This window comes from Bradyrhizobium sp. 157 (genome assembly GCF_023073815.1).
Classification (GTDB): Bacteria; Pseudomonadota; Alphaproteobacteria; order Rhizobiales; family Xanthobacteraceae; genus Bradyrhizobium.
Window position 1 is genome coordinate 1 of sequence record NZ_JADPKF010000036.1, and the last position, 15,799, is coordinate 15,799.

20 protein-coding genes and 3 pseudogenes are annotated in these 15,799 nt (G+C 58.2%); 18 read left to right on the forward strand and 5 right to left on the reverse strand.

The genetic code is table 11. The features are described from left to right. The first annotated feature begins 199 nt into the window (after positions 1-199). From IVA95_RS08325 to IVA95_RS08350, 6 genes are all read left to right on the forward strand, one after another. Complete coding sequence (locus IVA95_RS08325) at positions 200-385, forward strand: hypothetical protein (RefSeq protein WP_247510081.1); 186 nt, start codon at positions 200-202, stop codon at positions 383-385. Between the two features lie 642 nt (positions 386-1,027). Then, the gene (locus IVA95_RS08330; protein ID WP_247510099.1) at positions 1,028-1,318 is read left to right on the forward strand and encodes a hypothetical protein; all 291 of its coding nucleotides are present in this window, start codon (positions 1,028-1,030) and stop codon (positions 1,316-1,318) included. Then, positions 1,315-1,485 (forward strand): hypothetical protein, encoded by a 171-nt coding sequence (locus IVA95_RS08335; RefSeq protein ID WP_247510082.1) that lies wholly within the window; start codon positions 1,315-1,317, stop codon positions 1,483-1,485. The genes IVA95_RS08330 and IVA95_RS08335 overlap by 4 nt, the downstream gene beginning before the upstream one ends. Positions 1,486-2,513: 1,028 nt before the next feature. Continuing rightward, complete coding sequence (locus tag IVA95_RS08340) at positions 2,514-3,242, forward strand: PEPxxWA-CTERM sorting domain-containing protein (RefSeq protein ID WP_247510083.1); 729 nt, start codon at positions 2,514-2,516, stop codon at positions 3,240-3,242. A 132-nt stretch (positions 3,243-3,374) separates the two neighbouring features. Next, on the forward strand, positions 3,375-3,566 hold the full coding sequence (locus tag IVA95_RS08345) for a hypothetical protein (protein ID WP_247510084.1): 192 nt from the start codon (positions 3,375-3,377) through the stop codon (positions 3,564-3,566). Beyond that, positions 3,563-4,099, forward strand: a complete 537-nt coding sequence (locus IVA95_RS08350) for a DUF4393 domain-containing protein (protein WP_247510085.1) — start codon at positions 3,563-3,565, stop codon at positions 4,097-4,099. The genes IVA95_RS08345 and IVA95_RS08350 overlap by 4 nt, the downstream gene beginning before the upstream one ends. A 332-nt stretch (positions 4,100-4,431) precedes the next feature. Here the strand turns inward: IVA95_RS08350 and IVA95_RS08355 are convergent, their stop codons facing one another. Beyond that, the gene (locus IVA95_RS08355) at positions 4,432-4,617 is read right to left on the reverse strand and encodes a DUF3606 domain-containing protein (RefSeq protein ID WP_247510086.1); all 186 of its coding nucleotides are present in this window, start codon (positions 4,615-4,617) and stop codon (positions 4,432-4,434) included. A gap of 121 nt (positions 4,618-4,738) precedes the next feature. On the opposite strand from IVA95_RS08355, the pseudogene ligD reads away from it, so the two are divergent. The 3 genes and pseudogenes from ligD to IVA95_RS08370 all read left to right on the forward strand — a co-directional run bounded on the left by ligD (position 4,739) and on the right by IVA95_RS08370 (position 6,226). Further along, positions 4,739-5,658: pseudogene (gene ligD / locus IVA95_RS08360) on the forward strand (non-homologous end-joining DNA ligase). Further along, positions 5,658-5,825, forward strand: a complete 168-nt coding sequence (locus IVA95_RS08365) for a hypothetical protein (RefSeq protein WP_247510087.1) — start codon at positions 5,658-5,660, stop codon at positions 5,823-5,825. The pseudogene ligD and the gene IVA95_RS08365 overlap by 1 nt, the downstream one beginning before the upstream one ends. Beyond that, a complete protein-coding gene (locus IVA95_RS08370; protein ID WP_247510088.1) occupies positions 5,822-6,226 on the forward strand; it encodes a hypothetical protein in 405 nt (134 codons plus the stop codon). Before IVA95_RS08365 ends, IVA95_RS08370 begins: the two co-directional genes overlap by 4 nt. Before the next feature lie 187 nt (positions 6,227-6,413). On the opposite strand, the gene IVA95_RS08375 is transcribed toward IVA95_RS08370, so the two are convergent. Further along, a complete protein-coding gene (locus tag IVA95_RS08375; RefSeq protein WP_247510089.1) occupies positions 6,414-6,611 on the reverse strand; it encodes a hypothetical protein in 198 nt (65 codons plus the stop codon). Between the two features lie 364 nt (positions 6,612-6,975). Here IVA95_RS08375 and IVA95_RS08380 point away from each other — a divergent pair, with 364 nt between their 5' ends. From IVA95_RS08380 to IVA95_RS08405, 6 genes and pseudogenes are all read left to right on the forward strand, one after another. Beyond that, positions 6,976-7,155: a hypothetical protein gene (locus IVA95_RS08380; protein WP_247510090.1), complete on the forward strand. Its 180-nt coding sequence runs from the start codon at positions 6,976-6,978 to the stop codon at positions 7,153-7,155. Positions 7,156-8,596: 1,441 nt separating this feature from the next. Further along, positions 8,597-8,818, forward strand: coding sequence for a hypothetical protein (locus IVA95_RS08385; RefSeq protein ID WP_247510091.1), 222 nt, complete (start codon positions 8,597-8,599; stop codon positions 8,816-8,818). Between the two features lie 195 nt (positions 8,819-9,013). Beyond that, entirely contained in the window at positions 9,014-9,226 is a 213-nt protein-coding gene (locus tag IVA95_RS08390; RefSeq protein ID WP_247510092.1) for a hypothetical protein, read from the forward strand. Between the two features lie 348 nt (positions 9,227-9,574). Further along, positions 9,575-9,661 (forward strand): annotated as a pseudogene (locus IVA95_RS08395) (response regulator); the annotation flags it as partial. 335 nt (positions 9,662-9,996) lie between these two features. Next, a complete protein-coding gene (locus tag IVA95_RS08400) occupies positions 9,997-10,425 on the forward strand; it encodes a hypothetical protein (protein ID WP_247510093.1) in 429 nt (142 codons plus the stop codon). Positions 10,426-10,840: 415 nt separating this feature from the next. After that, positions 10,841-11,164 carry a hypothetical protein gene (locus IVA95_RS08405; protein ID WP_247510094.1) on the forward strand — a complete coding sequence of 108 codons (324 nt, stop codon included), beginning with the start codon at positions 10,841-10,843 and terminating at the stop codon, positions 11,162-11,164. Positions 11,165-11,431: 267 nt separating this feature from the next. Here the strand turns inward: IVA95_RS08405 and IVA95_RS38990 are convergent, their stop codons facing one another. Next, entirely contained in the window at positions 11,432-11,665 is a 234-nt protein-coding gene (locus IVA95_RS38990) for a helix-turn-helix domain-containing protein (RefSeq protein ID WP_346657989.1), read from the reverse strand. Further along, the gene (locus IVA95_RS08415) at positions 11,617-11,976 is read right to left on the reverse strand and encodes a recombinase family protein (RefSeq protein ID WP_247510095.1); all 360 of its coding nucleotides are present in this window, start codon (positions 11,974-11,976) and stop codon (positions 11,617-11,619) included. The genes IVA95_RS38990 and IVA95_RS08415 overlap by 49 nt, the downstream gene beginning before the upstream one ends. 730 nt (positions 11,977-12,706) lie before the next feature. Here IVA95_RS08415 and IVA95_RS08420 point away from each other — a divergent pair. The 3 genes from IVA95_RS08420 (at position 12,707) to IVA95_RS08430 (ending at position 14,963) form a co-directional block, all read left to right on the forward strand. Continuing rightward, positions 12,707-12,982, forward strand: a complete 276-nt coding sequence (locus tag IVA95_RS08420) for a hypothetical protein (protein ID WP_247510096.1) — start codon at positions 12,707-12,709, stop codon at positions 12,980-12,982. A gap of 620 nt (positions 12,983-13,602) precedes the next feature. Beyond that, positions 13,603-14,496, forward strand: a complete 894-nt coding sequence (locus IVA95_RS08425; protein ID WP_247510097.1) for an MOSC N-terminal beta barrel domain-containing protein — start codon at positions 13,603-13,605, stop codon at positions 14,494-14,496. An 89-nt stretch (positions 14,497-14,585) separates the two neighbouring features. Next, the gene (locus IVA95_RS08430; protein WP_247510098.1) at positions 14,586-14,963 is read left to right on the forward strand and encodes a group 1 truncated hemoglobin; all 378 of its coding nucleotides are present in this window, start codon (positions 14,586-14,588) and stop codon (positions 14,961-14,963) included. Between the two features lie 594 nt (positions 14,964-15,557). Here the strand turns inward: IVA95_RS08430 and IVA95_RS08435 are convergent. Further along, positions 15,558-15,799, reverse strand: a pseudogene (locus tag IVA95_RS08435) (IS110 family transposase); the annotation flags it as partial.

Genomic DNA, 15,799 nt, shown 5'->3' on the forward strand with positions numbered 1-15,799 from the left:
CTGATGCTTTCATGACGATCTCCTTATAGCTGTGGAAGCTCCATAGCTGTGGAAGCTCCGGAAATTTTCATTCGCTGCTTTCGTTCCAATTTTTGCTGCGGCCAAATGCGGAGCGGCTCTTTCGCGCAATAGGAACCTTTCCTGGCGCGGAGCTTAGGCAACAGCAATGATCGCGTGGCGCGACGCAGGGAGGAAGGACATGACGCCGAACTCAAAGAAGCCACTAAGGCCCCAAGATTTTCCCGTGGATGTCGAAGATCAGAAGATAAAGAAGCAGGACGGTACTCCCATCGCAGATGCGGAGAGTCCCACCGTCGCTGCCGAAATCGTAGAGCGTCTTAACGAGGACGAAGCCTGGCGCGAAGAAGACAAGTGGTCAGCCTAAGATATGAAGACAGCGAGCGTTGAGTTGGCCGGCACGCGCCTGCGTATCTCGTTCGTAACCAGTCCGATACTGGGGCGGCGCTGGAGGTGGCCAGCGCCCTCGGCATCCCGGCGCAATTTATCCTTCTGATCGTTGCTGATCGCTTGAGGTGCGGGTGCAGGATTATATGGCGAATGGAACACTTGATCGGTGTCAAGTTCCACGAAGCTTACGTGCAAGGGATTACCCCGCCAGAGTTGCGGACAAAGTAGCCGGCCCGGCCCTTATTTTCCCCCATAGTGTAGATTCTGCGCTCGGGCAGGCGCGCAAGAGGACGGCTCCGGAACGCGCACTCCCAACCTCCGAGCCGGAGCCGCCCTCCCGTAAGACAACGGCGCCGTAAGCTTCCGAAACCGATGCTCCGTATCCTAACTCGCGGGTGGGGCCCGTCATGGAGCTATTTCGAGCTGAGAAGATTGCCACTGTTCACTACCAATCAAACTATGACTGCCGTTTCTGCGGAGGAAAGCTCACTCTCGTCCGGACGATCGTGGAATCTGAAAGCGGAGTTGTGATTCAAATGTTTGAATGCCTGCAGTGCGGAGATCGCACTTGGACCGCCTAAGCAAGAAATTCCGCTGCTCTTGTCCTTTTGATGTTTCCTTGCCCTGGTCCACACCGTTTGAAGACCCGATTCCGCTTCCGAATGGCCGGCGCCTCCTCACCTTAGGGGATGCGGCCAGCTACGTCATGAAGCTGCCGAAGGCAGAGCACTCCGCGCCGGAATGGCAGGCCGCGATGGAGGCGCTAATCCTCGTGGCCGAAAACGGTGGGCCAACGATGCTGGCCAGGATCGGCACCATGCGGGCGTTGAACCGCGGCCACGTCCGCGAGTTTACCGAGCCAGGGAAAAAGCATCATTGGGGGCGCCGGAAGCTAAAGAGAGACCAATGAAAACGGTCTGGATTTACGTAGATACCAGCAAGCAGGTCGGCGACCGTGACCATCTCAAGGTGTTTGCGAACTCGGACCTTGCCGATGAGTGGTTTCTGGTGAACGATCCTGAAGGCGTCGTGTTTGAATACGAGGTCGTAGGCGCCGTGGATGACGAAACCGGCTAAGGCCGCTGACGGCATCGCCAAGACCGAAGTTGATCATCACAGAAAATGCCCGGCTGCGGGCAGTGCTTCGATATGCGCGACCTTCGTCAAGTGTTCGAGCATATTCATGACGCGGGCGACCCCGATCACCTCAAGTCGCTTTTTTGGCGCTGCCGATCATCTGGCAGGTGCTCGGGTCGCTGTAGACTGCAAGCGCCGCCAACTAAAATACGGCCCCAGCGGGCGTGGGGGCGGACTGGGGCCGAAAGTAAGGGATATGCTCCAGTGCCGAGAAACAAACGTGATTCGGCACATCCCTTGATAGCAAATGGCAGACCACCTCGTATTACGCTTTAGGGTGTCCAATCGGATCTTTTGAGGTACGTAGGTTGGGTACAAACCAGTAGGAACGAAGTTCAATTTTCTGAATTTGAATCCGCGCTCAGTAAGGCGCGTACCAATGACCGAGCCGGATCAAGACACCGTGTTGCGGGCTATCGAGGATGCTAGGCGCATCCTTGGGGAATACATTGCACCTGGCCCGCGCGACGCCACCTATACGGTGCACCGGCTGATAACCGTTCTTAATAGAGATGAGGTTGTCCACGCTCTGGATCGCATGAAGCGGCGCCGGACCATGCGGCTCGTGGAATGAAGCGGCCCCGGCAATGCGCAACGCACCGGGGCCGCCGCACTCGAGATTACCCCCGGCTAGGGGCTTGGGGGCATTTTAGCCAGGGGCCGTACAGAATAGGCCGCCAGTTGGGGACCGTCGGTACGGTCACCGACAAAGGCAGGCCCGTCAGCGTGAACCGGCGGGCCCCTAGAAGCTCTACAACTACCGACGAAGCCGCCAGCACTCGTACCGCAGCGAATGTCGGCAGATCAACAGCCGGATCAGGCGATCTCGAAGGCGTGGCGTTTGAGAAAAGCGCTGGCCCGACATCGTGCCCTCTCCAGCAGAGTCAACCCTCTATCTTCCGTCCACTCCGATTGACTCAACCGCCGCGGGAAGGTGGAATGGGGCTTTGTTGAGTGGAGTTGATTTTATGCGATGGTTTTTGGTGGCGTTCTGTCTATTAGCATCTGAATTGCCAAGCTATGCTGACACTTTCTTCTACCAGAACGGCAGCTACACGGTTGGTGGCCCAGCGTATTACACTAGTGCGTTAAAAAGCACGAACTTCCCAGTCCCTCCCGATTTTGAAGGACTCACAAATATTCGCAACGTCCACTTCACGGGCTCGAATACTTTAGGGCAATTCGTCGGGACTTTCGACCAAGGCACCTGCAATTGCGTCGGTACTTCTAAGGCTTTCTTTTACGACGGCAGTGGTTACTCGCTTTTTGGCTTTGGTTCTCTGTGGACGATCCCATACGCGATCAACGATCTAGGCCAAGTCGTCGGAATTTTCGACCAAGGAGCCGGTGCTGGGTTTAGCGGGTTCTTTTTTCATAGCGGGCAGTTCGTCTCTTTAGGTACTGAATACTATCCCGAACTGATCAACAATCAGAGCGCATTTGCTGGATTTGGCGGCTTGTACGGAGGCTTCTTCAGTAGCAACGGAGTCTATGTCGATTTGGACCCTCCCGGTTTCGACCACCGAGGATATGTCAGAGTGACGGGCCTGGATGACAGTGGCGGCGTCTATGGCTATTTCGTCAATTCTGTCACGGCAGTACCCGAACCCTCAACATGGGCAATGCTGTTGATCGGGTTCGCTGGGATTGGCTACATCACGTATCGCAGGCGCAAGGTCGCAGCACTCGCCGCCTGATCGGATCTCAGATCAAGAAAACAGAGACCGCCTTCGGGCGGTCTTTTTGTTTGCGGTGTATCTTGCCCTCGCCTTCCGGTTGCGGTTGGATGCTGATCGGGTGCGCAGCCAACGAATAAGCGCGAGGACGTCTTGGCCATCGAAGAAGAGTTTGCGAAAGAAATTGCAAAGCAATTGCCGGTCAAGGCTGCGTATGAAGATGCAGTTCAGCCAGCGGCGCGCCAGACGGGGCAGCTGGCCGAAGATCTCGTGAAGTCGATTCGGCTCGCGCTGTTTCCTATTCAGCTGCTTGCTGCTGCGCAAGACCGCTTCGAAAGTTCGTGAAGTCCGCGGTAGATCGGGTGCCTGCTGAAAAGCGTATTTCGCCGGCTCCCGAAATCGTGGGACCAATTTTGGAGGGGGTTCGTTATGAACGAGAAGGCGGTTCGATAGAACAGATGTTTTCAGAATTGCTCAGCAGCTCGATGCACTCGGATCGAGTAGCCGACGCACATCCGGCTCTGCCTCTCATAATCAAGCAGCTTTCCACTGACGAGGCTGCCATCCTGCGCACGATTGCCTCGACACCCAAACGCTTTGAGATCGTCATGAAGTTCGACATCCTGGGCGAACTAACTTGGTCGAAGATCGAGAGGAGCGAGGTCCCAACCGACGGTTTGGTCTTTCCTCAGAACGAAGTGATGTACCGAGACCACCTAGAGCGGCTCGGCCTTATCAGGTATGACACACTGAAGCCAATGCAACCGATCATGGAAAATGGCCGGCAGACCGGTGGACGGAACTTTCTCACGCTGAAATTGACGGACTTTGGTGCTACTCTAATGAGGGCATCTGGAATCCCGCCGAAACAGCCCTGATCGAGCCCGCCATCCGCTCTCACTGCTCCTCGTCCGGATGCACCCATTTGTAAGGTGTGATCGCGCGCGCTGACTGACTACAGCTGGCCGAAGAAGCCGAGAAAAGCGCTCCCGCTTTCAGGCCCTTATGAGGTGGCTCAGGCAGACCGTTAGTCACCAACGAAGGACAGTGCCCACAACGACAATAGCGACAACAACGGCAAGGCCGGCAAGAAGCCAGGGCATATCTCGACGTTCGCGAGGCGTCACTATCTAATCCTCCCTGCATCGCTCTCGACTTGCGAACGACAGCCTATCGCCACGCACTGCCAACTATCGCGTCGATGCAGCTTCTAACGCCCCAGCCGACGCTCGACGCGCTTGCGGCTGCTGCCGACTTTCTTGACCGCCTTCTTCACCGCACCTGCCGACCTCTTGGTCTTCTCCGCGGTGTAGCGCACTTCGTAATCCTGCCCGCCGGCGACCCGGGGCCGGTCCTGCTTGCGCCCACGGCTCGACTGCTTCTTTGCCTTAGCCATCCTGAAATACCTCCTATTGCGCGTGGCAACGCGTCATTATGCGCCGGGGTTCCAGTTTTTCCCGATCGGAACGATTGGATCTGTGCCAATTTGAATCAGTGGTGTGGCGTGGAGTTTCGGCGTGGCGTTTCAGCGCAAGAAACCGGAAGCGATCGGCGTAGAGGCGCCCTTCCCCGGATTCATCGAACCCGCGCTGGCCGGGTCGATCGAAAGAGTGCCGAACGGCAGCGGTGGATCCACGAAATCAAGTTCGACGGCTATCGGGTCCAAGTGCACCTGATCAACGGAGCCGTCAAAATCTTCACCCGCCGCGGCAACGACTGGACCAGGCGCTTTCGAAAGGTCGCCGACGATGCCTGGCACATCCCTGCCGGATCGGCGATCATCGATGGGGAAATCGTGGTGCCATCAGCCGACGGCACTACTGACTTTTCAGTGCTGCAGAACGACCTGAGAGGCAAATCCAACAATATCGTGATGGTCGCGTTCGATCTGCTGTACCTTAATGGCTACGACCTACGAAAATTGCCTCTGATCGAGCGCAAGGCGCTACTGAAAAAGACAATTGGCGGCACCGATATTCAATTCAGCGAAAGCTTTGAGATCGACGGCCGTGAGATGTTCACCCACGCCTGCAAGGTTGGGCTCGAGGGCGTCGTCTCCAAGGTCCGCGATAGCCGCTATACGTCCGGCCGGCACAATGACTGGGTCAAGAAAACCTGCGCCCAGCGCGAGACGCTGACCATCGCCGGCTTCGCGCTCGACGGCAACAAGTGGGACGGAATTTATGTCGGCCGCCGCAAGGGCAAGGACCTGGTCTATGCCGGCAAGGTCGACCATGGCTTCGACAAGGCGTCTGCCGCCGATCTCCGCAAGCGCCTGACATCGCTGATCCGCAAGACTCAGCCCTACACCAAGCGGATCGCTCACAAAGGGATTTGGGTGGAGCCCGAGCTGCTCGCCGAGATCGAGTACCGTGCCAAGTCAGCCGAGGGCAAGGTTAGGCATCCGTTCTTCAAGGGGCTGCGGGAGGATTTGTGATGGCACCGGGCGCATGGACAGAGACAGAAGTCCAAGAGCTCAAGGCGGCAATCAACGATGGCCTCTCAGTTGAGGAAGCGGCGGAAGTTCTCGATCGCGCCGATATTGAGGAGGTTAGGCAGAAGTGTCGAGAGCTGGGATTGGAGCCGAAAAAGCGCCAATCATGAGTGACATCCCGCGCTGGTTTCTGTGGCCAGAGGGAGGACCTGCAATGAAGTGGTGTGCCCGCTGCGACAACTGTCATTGGGTCTGCGAGGGACATCCGGACCAGCCGTGGTTGGGCGCGCGCGCCTGTACCTGTGGCGCTGCCGGAGCGCCATGCCCGGTCTGCAATCAATCCGATGAGTCCACCGCGCCGGATCTTCCCGAGGGATTTCAGGCGGACGTCGAAAGCTCTCAGCAGTTGCCGCGCTACACTGGCGCCGATATGGACGATCCGAACCGGCCGGAGATCGAGCATTTCGGAAACTGTCCCATCTGCGGCGAACTGATTGACATGCGCGACTTCGCTCAGGTGGCAGCGCACATGCATGGCCAAAAACCAGACCAAGAGCCGGACAAGCACTAGGATCATCGCGAAGCGCTCGCCGCACGAAAATCTTTGTAAGCGTCCGGCTCTTCCAGCCAGTTCAATGCAAAGTCAATCTGAACCAGGAGACGCTCGATTTTCTCGCGCTCGTCAGCGTCGGGCTCCTGTTACAGCCGCTCTCGCAGCTGTTGCTTTCGAACAAGGAGGTTTGCAATGACGCTCATGTTTAGGATTGGCTCGCTCGCGGTTCCACATCCGGTGCTCGGGCGGTCGGGTCCGGCTCCTGCGATTGATCCATCTGATATTGAAGGTCGGCAGCCTTCTCAACTAGGCCGGCGGCAACTTGCGGGTCTAAGACCGCCTGCGCGAATTTGAGGAGGGTCGCTGCTTGAGCTTTGAGGTATTGCTTGCCGACCACGTCCATTTCTCTCGGTGCCCTGCCCGCGGAGTTACGCAGCAATGAGGGATTCGTTCCGGCCCCGTGTTACAAAGTGAACATTACGCAGGGCTCCGCGTTAGTACCGGCTGCGGTGCAGCGGCCTGAAAGGCGGCCTTGGCCTCAGCTTCAGACACTCTGGCCTGGGCCGCCTTGCTTTTCAAATCAGCGCGAAGCGCTCGCGGCATTTGCGTCGCCATCAAGTCCTGTTTGCAGAAAAATTTGCGGAACGTTTGCGCGGCTTGCGGCTTTGCCGTTCGCGTCGCCGGCTCAGACGGCACGCTATCCGGACGCCCCCAGCTCACACCAGCCCGTCGAGCTGGGGGCACCCCAACAATCGGTGCGAGGAACCATGGCGAAGGCCAAGAAGGCGATGCGGCGCGAATACACCCGCGATGACGTGAAGGCGCTGAAGGCGCACTCGAAGGCCAGAACACCGATCGCCAAGATCTCCAAGCAGTTGAAAAGGTCGGTCCCCGCACTGAGGGCGAAGGCGCACCAGCTCGGCATCGGCCTGGGTCACCAGCGGTGAGCAGGCGCTCGCCGCCGCATGGGTATCGGAACGATCTGGGGAAATCGACGTAGTCCTGCTGGCGACGTGTGTTGCCCTGAAACGACCCCGGGGTCACACCCAGCAAAAATACGAGTCGCCGGGGTCGCGCTCCCGCATCTCACAACCATCGACATAACTTTCGCTTGCCGCGAATGACGGTAGCGGCTTCACTGGGAATGCGTCTGCCGAGCGGTGCCCTTCCACAGGACCCGCGGGTGATCGGCAGCAATAGGCGGCTCCGGCGTTCCCAAAGCCCCCCTATCCCCGGGCGCCGGAGCCGCTACCCTCTGGGAGATCAGCGCGAAGCGCTCGCTACCCACGCCCGCCGCTGCGCGTCTCGATTAGACTTTGGCGTGAAGCGTCCGCCGGAACACTCAGCGCATTGACCGGATGAGAGCGAAGGAGACCGCGGCAAGTACGACCAGGGCGGCAGAACCAGCGATCCAGTACATGATGTCCATGGCCCGAAACGCGCCGCCTCGCCGAACGTTCCTTTGCTTTAGATCAGCGCGAAGCGCTCGCTGCTCGTGATGAACGTTTACGGGTAGACCGCATCGGCGTAGGCGTGCTGGACTGCATACGAGGCGGCCTGGCCTCTATGCCCCCAAAGCCCCCAAAGGCAGGCATCCTCCTTCCGTTGCCGGTAGCTCGCGCTGGGCGGCCGGCGCGGACTGGAGCTTTGATCAGCGCGAAGCGGTCGCTATCCACAAACGGAATGGCCGCAGATTGCTCTGCCGCACACCGACTAAAATAATTCTGCCGTACTGAAATCGTCGCCCTGATGATACCCGTACCTCAGCTCTGTTTCAGTTTCGCTTCATCGCTCCCCGTATGACTACGGGAGCGTTGAATTATGCGCCGGCTCGCCGGGAACGATCGCGGGCGGTGCGCATTCGCGCAATCGCGTGTCCGTGGAAGTAGCGGCACGCATTCGGACGGCCCCAGTCGAGCCTTGCCTGCCCCTGGCCCAAGCTGGGGCCACCTTTTCACCGCCCCTTGGCTGCTCGGCAGATCGGGCAAACGGACCCGCGTTTCGTGTTGGACGTGCGCTTCCCCCGGCGCCCAAGGCACTTAGAATGCCATAGCGGTTCGGGTTTCCCCGTGTGTCGGATTTGGGACAGAGGGGCCGAAAACGGATTTGATTGATGGGTGCGTGCCGGGACGGCTTGCGGAGAGCATGCCCGGCACAAGCAAGAACGGCCCCAGCGGTTGACCCCCAAAGCCCCCTGCTGGGGCCGTTTCTTTGGCAACTCGCCGTCGCTGGCGGCCGTTACTGCTTTGCTGGCGGCTTCGCAGTCTTCCCTTGATCGCAACTATCCATCGCGCGCTCAGCATAACGGCTTGCCACACCGATTTCCCGCCGTGAAGTCCCGTGATAGTGATGTCCTTTGTCACCTGCACGGGGTTGGGAGGGTGAGAAATGGCTATCTTTCTATATCTACAAACCCACACGATGGGGCCGAAAGAGGTTAGCCGCATTATGGAAGCTTACGACCGCACATTACGGGTCCTCTGGGTCAAGGATCGCGACGATCCCCTGACGGAAATGATCGCGACGAAGATCATCAAGGTCGCGCAGACCGGTATCAAGGACCCCGCACAAATTTCGGCCCTCGCGATCAAAGAACTGGAAATCCGGTAAACGCCGCCTCAGTTGGTGGCTGTCGTATAAGCTCGAGGGAAGGAAATGATCAGGCTGGAGGGCACATCATGAGCGAATCCGGCGATCGTATCCAAGCCAACATGGACCTAACGCTTGAACAGGTCTGCCGCGAGCTCGACGGGGAACTGACCGGCGTGCGTGGGGTTATGAGGTCACTTCGTCCGAGAAAACGAGATGCCCTACGCGCTCTATGAAGACGAAAGCAAGGTGAGCCGGGCGTTCCCGACCAAAGAGGAAGCCATCAAGAAGGCGGATCAGGCTGGCTTGGTCGAGATCGATGCCAACGGAAAGCCGACGCTTGTGAGTGGACTGACGATCAAACCGTGTTCTCCTGACGCGGAGAAGAAGAGCGACGAGGATTTAGACTGGGTACCTAACACTGGATAATCGCCTACATGCCCGAAACCGCCGGCCGCGCGGCACCACGTAGCGCTGAGCGCGAAAGCGCTGTCTCGAATAGGCGTTTGTGGTTTGCACCAGCATAGGGAGCACAGATCATGTCGGCCCGAGCAGTCTTTCAAGCGGTCCTTTGTTGTCTTGTGATGCTTGGTGCCTTATCGCCTGCCCTCGCCCTGACCGAGCAGGAGCTTATAGCCAAGCTTCAAGCCGCAAGTTATTCGCAATTCGAGATATCAAATCCACCGCCGAAGGTACGTCCGTCAAGGCGACGAAAAACGGCAAGGAAGTGTCCATCGTCGTCAACAGCAGCGGCAAAATGCAAGAGCGGCGCTAACCAGCATCCTGCTGCAAAAGCCCTTTGCGCCGGCGCAGCTGGTCACCGCTATTTCCCAGCTTCTCAACGTCGGCACACCGCCACCTTAGCGTCACGTCTAGATTGTTGAGCGCGGCCCGTACTCCTACGGCTCTACAAGTTAAGTCTCGATTAAGCCTACAGGGGTCAGACTGATGGCAAGTTTCTGATGACCAACAACTTCGGAACGAGGGGCTTGGGCATGGCCGCTGAAGAGTGCACGACCTGCAAGATCGAACGGTTTTTGATCGGAGTCGAACCTCTCGCGGGACGGTACGAGCTTAAATGCTTCAGATACCCTCGCTGCGAAACGGTGTTGCGCTTTTGCATGTGCCGTTGAGGCCCCGAGCCAGCCGACGGATGGCGCTTCACGCGAAACTGCCTCTTAGCATCGAGGCGATTGCTCATGCTCAAGGACGGGACTTACGCGGCGTGGTTCAAGACGCCACTCGGTCAAGGCACCGGCATTGCTCATGTCACAGATGGGAAGATCTGGGGCCGCGATAGCATCATGACTTACAGTGGCACTTGCGCGATCGATGGATATCGCTTCACCGCGACTGTAGCGACGAAAAAGCATGCCGAGGGGCACACGGTTTTCGGAAGTGACTGTGGACTCAAGCTGACGCTTGAGGGGACCTGCCACGGCAAGATCGCTCGTTATATTGGCACCGCTGAGCAGTTCCCCGGTGTAGTCCTTGAAGGAACACTCATTCTCAGCGAGCAACAGCCGCCTGTCCCAGAGCCGACCGTGTGGTCGCCAAAGTTCGATCCGGGTAAACTGCCTGAGCAGCAGGAACTAAAATCAAGCAGTACCCGTATCAGCGCCGTTTAAGGCGAGCCTCGAAAGCTGCGATTTTTCGATCACCGTCCCACAGTTCCAGCGCCTGACCGTCGACCAATTGCTCTACGCGAGACTTAGCAGTTTCGTCGTCGTCACATGCGATTACCACACGGCCGATGACACTTCCGTTACCACCGATTATATAAGCCCGGTAATTATGTTTCATTGGCCATACCGATCTGGAGGTGGTTGAGAGCGTATGTCTCGCAAAAACTGCCAAAGGTTCAAGCGCTCGTCAGCGAGACGCGTTGAATCGTCGATTGAAGATTGACGTACTTCCTTCCCACTTTCTCCGAAATATCGCGAATCGTGGAGAACCGCAGCGCCACCAGCAGCGAACAGTCATCGATTTAAAAGTAGGTTGGCCGAAGCAAGAGCTCGTTCAGAAGGCCTTCCGAAAGGCCCGATGCCCGATTACGTCGAGCACAAGGAAGGCGTCAATCAGGTCGGCAAACTGTCCGCCGAAGCCGTCGTTCGCGAATACGATGCGGCCGTGAAAGAGATCGAAGCGCTCGGTGCCGAACTGACAGAGGCTGCCAAGAAGTGCGAGGCCACGGTTGCTGGCGTTCATGCGATGGTCAGCGAGATCAAGGAATTGGCGGCAAGCTATCGCGACGAAGGCAAGCGCTACTTCTTGCAGATCGAGGAGTGTTCGCTGACGACTTCCGAAGTTCGCACTGTCTGCGAAACGCTCAAGAAAAAAATCGCTGCAACCACTCTCGCCGCTTAATTTCAAAACTATAGCCAGGATTTGTCGGTGACCGCGCGCTCATCGTCGCGGTCACGCGATGCGCTTCGCGTAGGGCTGCGTCTTGCGGAGCCGAGCAGTCGGGCACCGCATGTAGCTGCTCGACAGGTGCAATCATTGATCAAGCGCTTGATGACCCTTGTCAGTTAGCATACGGCACACAGCCTTAGGCTTCACTCCGCGAGGTACAGGCGCCGATCCGTGGCATTCTAGCTACCCCGCAGCTCAACTTGTCTCGTTGCTTGATTCTTAGCTCAGCCGGCTGATCGTTGAGTGACTGACGTTATAGGACCGAGCGATGTCCGTAAGCACCTCCCCCGCCTCCCGGCGTGCAATCGCTTCCCTTTTCTGATGGCTGGTCAGCTTCGGCTTCCGACCAAGGATTACCCCCCTCGCCTTCGCACGTTCACGCCCCTCGCCGGTCCGCGTCCGGATTAGTTCGCGCTCGACTCGGCGAGACCGCCCAAAACGGTCAGCATCAATCGGCCGTGCGCCGTCGTGGTGTCAGCCCAAGTATCTCTTAGGCATTTGAAACCCGCTCTTTTTTTCCCGATCGTCCCCAGTAGATTCAGGAGATCGCGTGTAGATCGTGCTAACCTATCGAGCCGGGTGACGACCAATACGTCGTCCTTTGCGAGCAGCGCCATCAGCTTGGCTAGCTGTTTGCGGTCGGACCGAGCTCCGCTAATTTTCTCTTGAAAAATCTTCTCGCATGCTGCCGCTTTTAGCTCTGCTACCTGAGCGGCCAACGACTGGCCGTCCGTGCTTACGCGCGCGTATCCAAAAACCGCCATGCCACCCTCCATTTCGCACATATAATATGCACGGCATAAACCCGCATTTTATATGGGTCAATGTATTTGGCGTCGGTCGATGTCCGTTGTTCGGAGTCTAACGGCCGCTCAACGCGCGCATCGCCAATTCTGAGTTTGACCCCAAGCCGACATTGGAGCGGACAGCCAAATCTAGTCCGTCGCGTCACTGAAGAAATGACTCACTAATGACTGAATGACACGCTTATGAGGTGCACTGGTCTTTCGAGGGGAAAGGCCGATATGTTGAAGCGCCCAGATGATCAATGAGACCGACATCAACGCGCCCGCGGCGATGAGGTTCTTCTGTCCATCGCAATGCGGCGTAAGCCGTCATCAGTCAGAACGAGACCGCCCCGCACTTCTTTCACGTAGCCGATATCCTTCAGCCGGAATTGGACGCGGGACGGAACGTGGTGTGAGGCCGGATGTGCCGCAATCTGCCGCAGGGGCTTCAAATTCAAAAGCGTTTAGCTCTGGACGCAGAATTTGATCCCTAAACATGCGCTCCGCTAACACGTTTTCCCGTCAGTAAGTCTGCCACAATCATTGCTGCGAATTTATCGCGCCCGTCGGCGGATCATTTGGACTGCCCAAGTTCCAGGGAGTGGCCACCGCAAACGCCATCACGGCCGAGTGATTGAGGAAGACCGCACTCGCCCGGGTGTTATTCTCCGGATACCGACAAATCCACAGCGGAGGAGAACACACAATGTCGACCTCTAGGCGCCTTGGAGTGATGGCTGTCCTGTCGACCGCGATCGTAACCCCGGTTACCGCGCAGCCGGTGATTTCCGAACCCGGCTATTGCGCGTTTTTCTATCCCAATGCCAACTGCCAGAACAAAGGGCCGGGCAACCCCTATACCGATCCGAACTTCCACCGCAATCAAGGGCCGCAGGGCTGGTCGAGCGGCGAAACCTTAGGCATGGCGTCGAAGCGGCCGCGGACACACCGGCCTGCCTCATCAGCGGCGCGCATGCGGTAACGCAGCGATTGGTCTCTAAGACTCTCGCTCTGCTTGCCGATCGCGGAAGTGTCCATCGTGGTCGGCTTGCCGGTCTTGCTGGTGGTGTCGGTGCGGTGGCTACGGACGCGTCAGAGTTGCGCCGGGCGCCGTCATACGTTGGGGCCGGACGCGGATGCCCCTTCTTGCGATAGCAGGTGGCTCACTGGCATCAGATCGCCCCCTTGATGACGTAGTTACCGGGGACGCACTTGATGTGGCGGATCGCCCATTGGTCGCGTTGTGATGGTCGGATCGTCATCACGCCATTGCTTTCCTCGGTCCTCGCTTTGGTGTGTGGTCATCAGTCAACCGCATGTGCTGATCGTCGGCTTGCGCGCGGGCTGTTTTCGGCAACGCTATTGGCACCAAACGGACATTGAATTGCGGCCCTTGACGTCGGTTACCAGGGGTAAAGCGGACATCCCGCAGCTGAGCCGTCAGGTCCGCTGATGACCCGTTGCGGACGTGGCGGTGTAAAGGGACTGCTTTACTGTCCTTATTCGTAAGGTACGCCAACCGCAATTTCCCTCGACTCGTCTCCCATAGGGGCACAGCGTGTCGATGCGATCCGGTACTGCAGGAGCACGTAGGAGGAACACATGGCGATCAGTGAAGACGTAGGCTCCGTGGTGGCTCTGTGGAGGTTTCCCGTGAAGTCCATGGCCGGCGAACAACTCCACAGCGTGGAGGTGACGGAGCGAGGAGTCTTGGGAGACCGAGCCTATGCGCTCATCGACAAGGACACGGGCAAGGTTGTGAGCGCGAAGAGTGTTAGGCTCTTCCCCAACCTGCTCGGCTGCAAAGCAGTGTTCGTCGAGCAACCGCGCCGGGGGGGCGACTTGCCACCAGTGCAAATTCTGTTGCCGGACGGCACGACCGCAAGGAGCGACTCCGGTGAGGTTGACCGCGTGCTGTCAACGTACTTCAAACGCAACGTTACGCTTGGGCGGGCAGCGCCGGATGACTTCACCATTGACCAATACCACCCCGACATAGAGGGCGCAGACCCTGGGGGCAACAGAGACATGGTTGTCGCGGCGAAGCTTGGAGCGGCTCTTTTTGCCGAACTTGGAATGGATTCACCGGTTCCTGTCGGTTCTTTCTTCGACGTGTTTCCCCTCTCGGTCCTGACGACGTCGACGCTCGCGCATCTAGAGGGGATTCGACCCCAGAGCCGCTTCGACCAGCGCAGGTTTCGCATGAACGTGATCGTGAAGACGGAACAACCTGGATTGGTCGAGAACGGCTGGATCGGTCACAAGCTCGCGCTTGGTGATGAAACACGGATCAATGTGGCGCTACTCGATCCGCGATGTGTGATGACGACGCTTGCTCAGGATGGTCTAGCCCAGGATACGGATGTTCTTCGGACACTCGTTCGCCACAATAGAGAGCAAGTCGGCGATCTCGGCCGGTTCCCTTGCGCTGGGGTATACGCCGTGGTCGCTGCGCCGGGAACAGTACGGATTGATGATCGCGTCCTGCTCAATTGAGCCTTAAGGGATCGCGATGCCCGCTGACTCACGGTTGCTAAATTCGATATCCAGAGATGCCGATGGTCCACGGACTTGAGGAGGATACAATGAGTGATGGGACGAAGACCCTTTACGAGCGTCTTGGCGGATATGAGGCTATCGCAGCTGTGGCGAACGATCTTCTGCCGAGGCTCCGGTGCGATCCGCAGCTTGGGCGCTTCTGGGCGCATCGCGGTGAAGATGGCATCATGCGCGAAAAGCAGCTCCTCATCGACTTCCTCTGCGCGAGCGCGGGCGGAGCGATGTATTATCGGGGCAGGGACATGGCACTCGCGCATCGAGGCATGCGCATTAGCGATAGCGATTGGAACGTGTTTCTCGGCCATGCCGCTGCGACCCTGGCGAAATTCCAGGTGCCTGAGGCCGAACAACGCGACGTCGTCGCGTTTGTTCAGAGTCTCAGAACAGAATGCGTTGAATGTTGATTAGTCGCCCCGACGCTCGTTGACGAGGTGATCGAGTAACGCCGCTTATGCTCGCTTTTGGCACTCAACGGACATGCCGAGCGGGCCGGATGATGTCAGCCTTCCGGACCAAAGCAGAAGTGGCTGTAAGTCCGAGCGACGTCGCATTTTGACCCAATGTATGGTCCGGCCGTGCGGTGCAAGAAGATTTCGACGATCCGGTAGATGCGGTCTTGCATCAATGTATCCGGCCTCTGCTTGGAGCGCAGTGCTCCGGGCCATCATGGATATCAGCGCGCATGTGATCTGGTTAGCGGACAGGCCTCGACCGGGCCATTTGGGTCACCAGTGTTCGCATGCGCCGGGAAGACCGATTCTCCATCGTCGTCTCATCTTCTCGCAGACCTCGGCGGGTAAGGGGTGTTGTTACGTCATCGATAGCTCCTCACTTCGCGCTGTTCCTTTGTTTGTGCCTGGCGGTCGTTCCTTCGTCCCGGCCTGCGCGCGCAGACGCGCCGCGCGCAAGGGGTCGTCAAGGCCGGCCGTCGTGCTGTCCTGACGTCTTGCTCTCTGCTGCCAGGCTGCGCCTTGACGGCCCCGCGCACGGCGCGAGGGTCAAGCAGGTTGGGACGCTGTCTCCTCCGTCTTGACGCTCGCGAAGGCGCGTCCCTTGTTGAGGACCGCCCAGGCAATTCGGGCGAGTTTGTTAGCGAGCGCAATCGCCAGCACGTTGTGATGCAATCGTTTCTTGGCGGCTCGGATCCAAGAGTTGAGGCCATAGCGCTCCCAACACCTGATCTTGACCAGCACAACCCAAGCGGCTTGCACGAACAGCGCGCGCAGGTAGCGATTGCCGA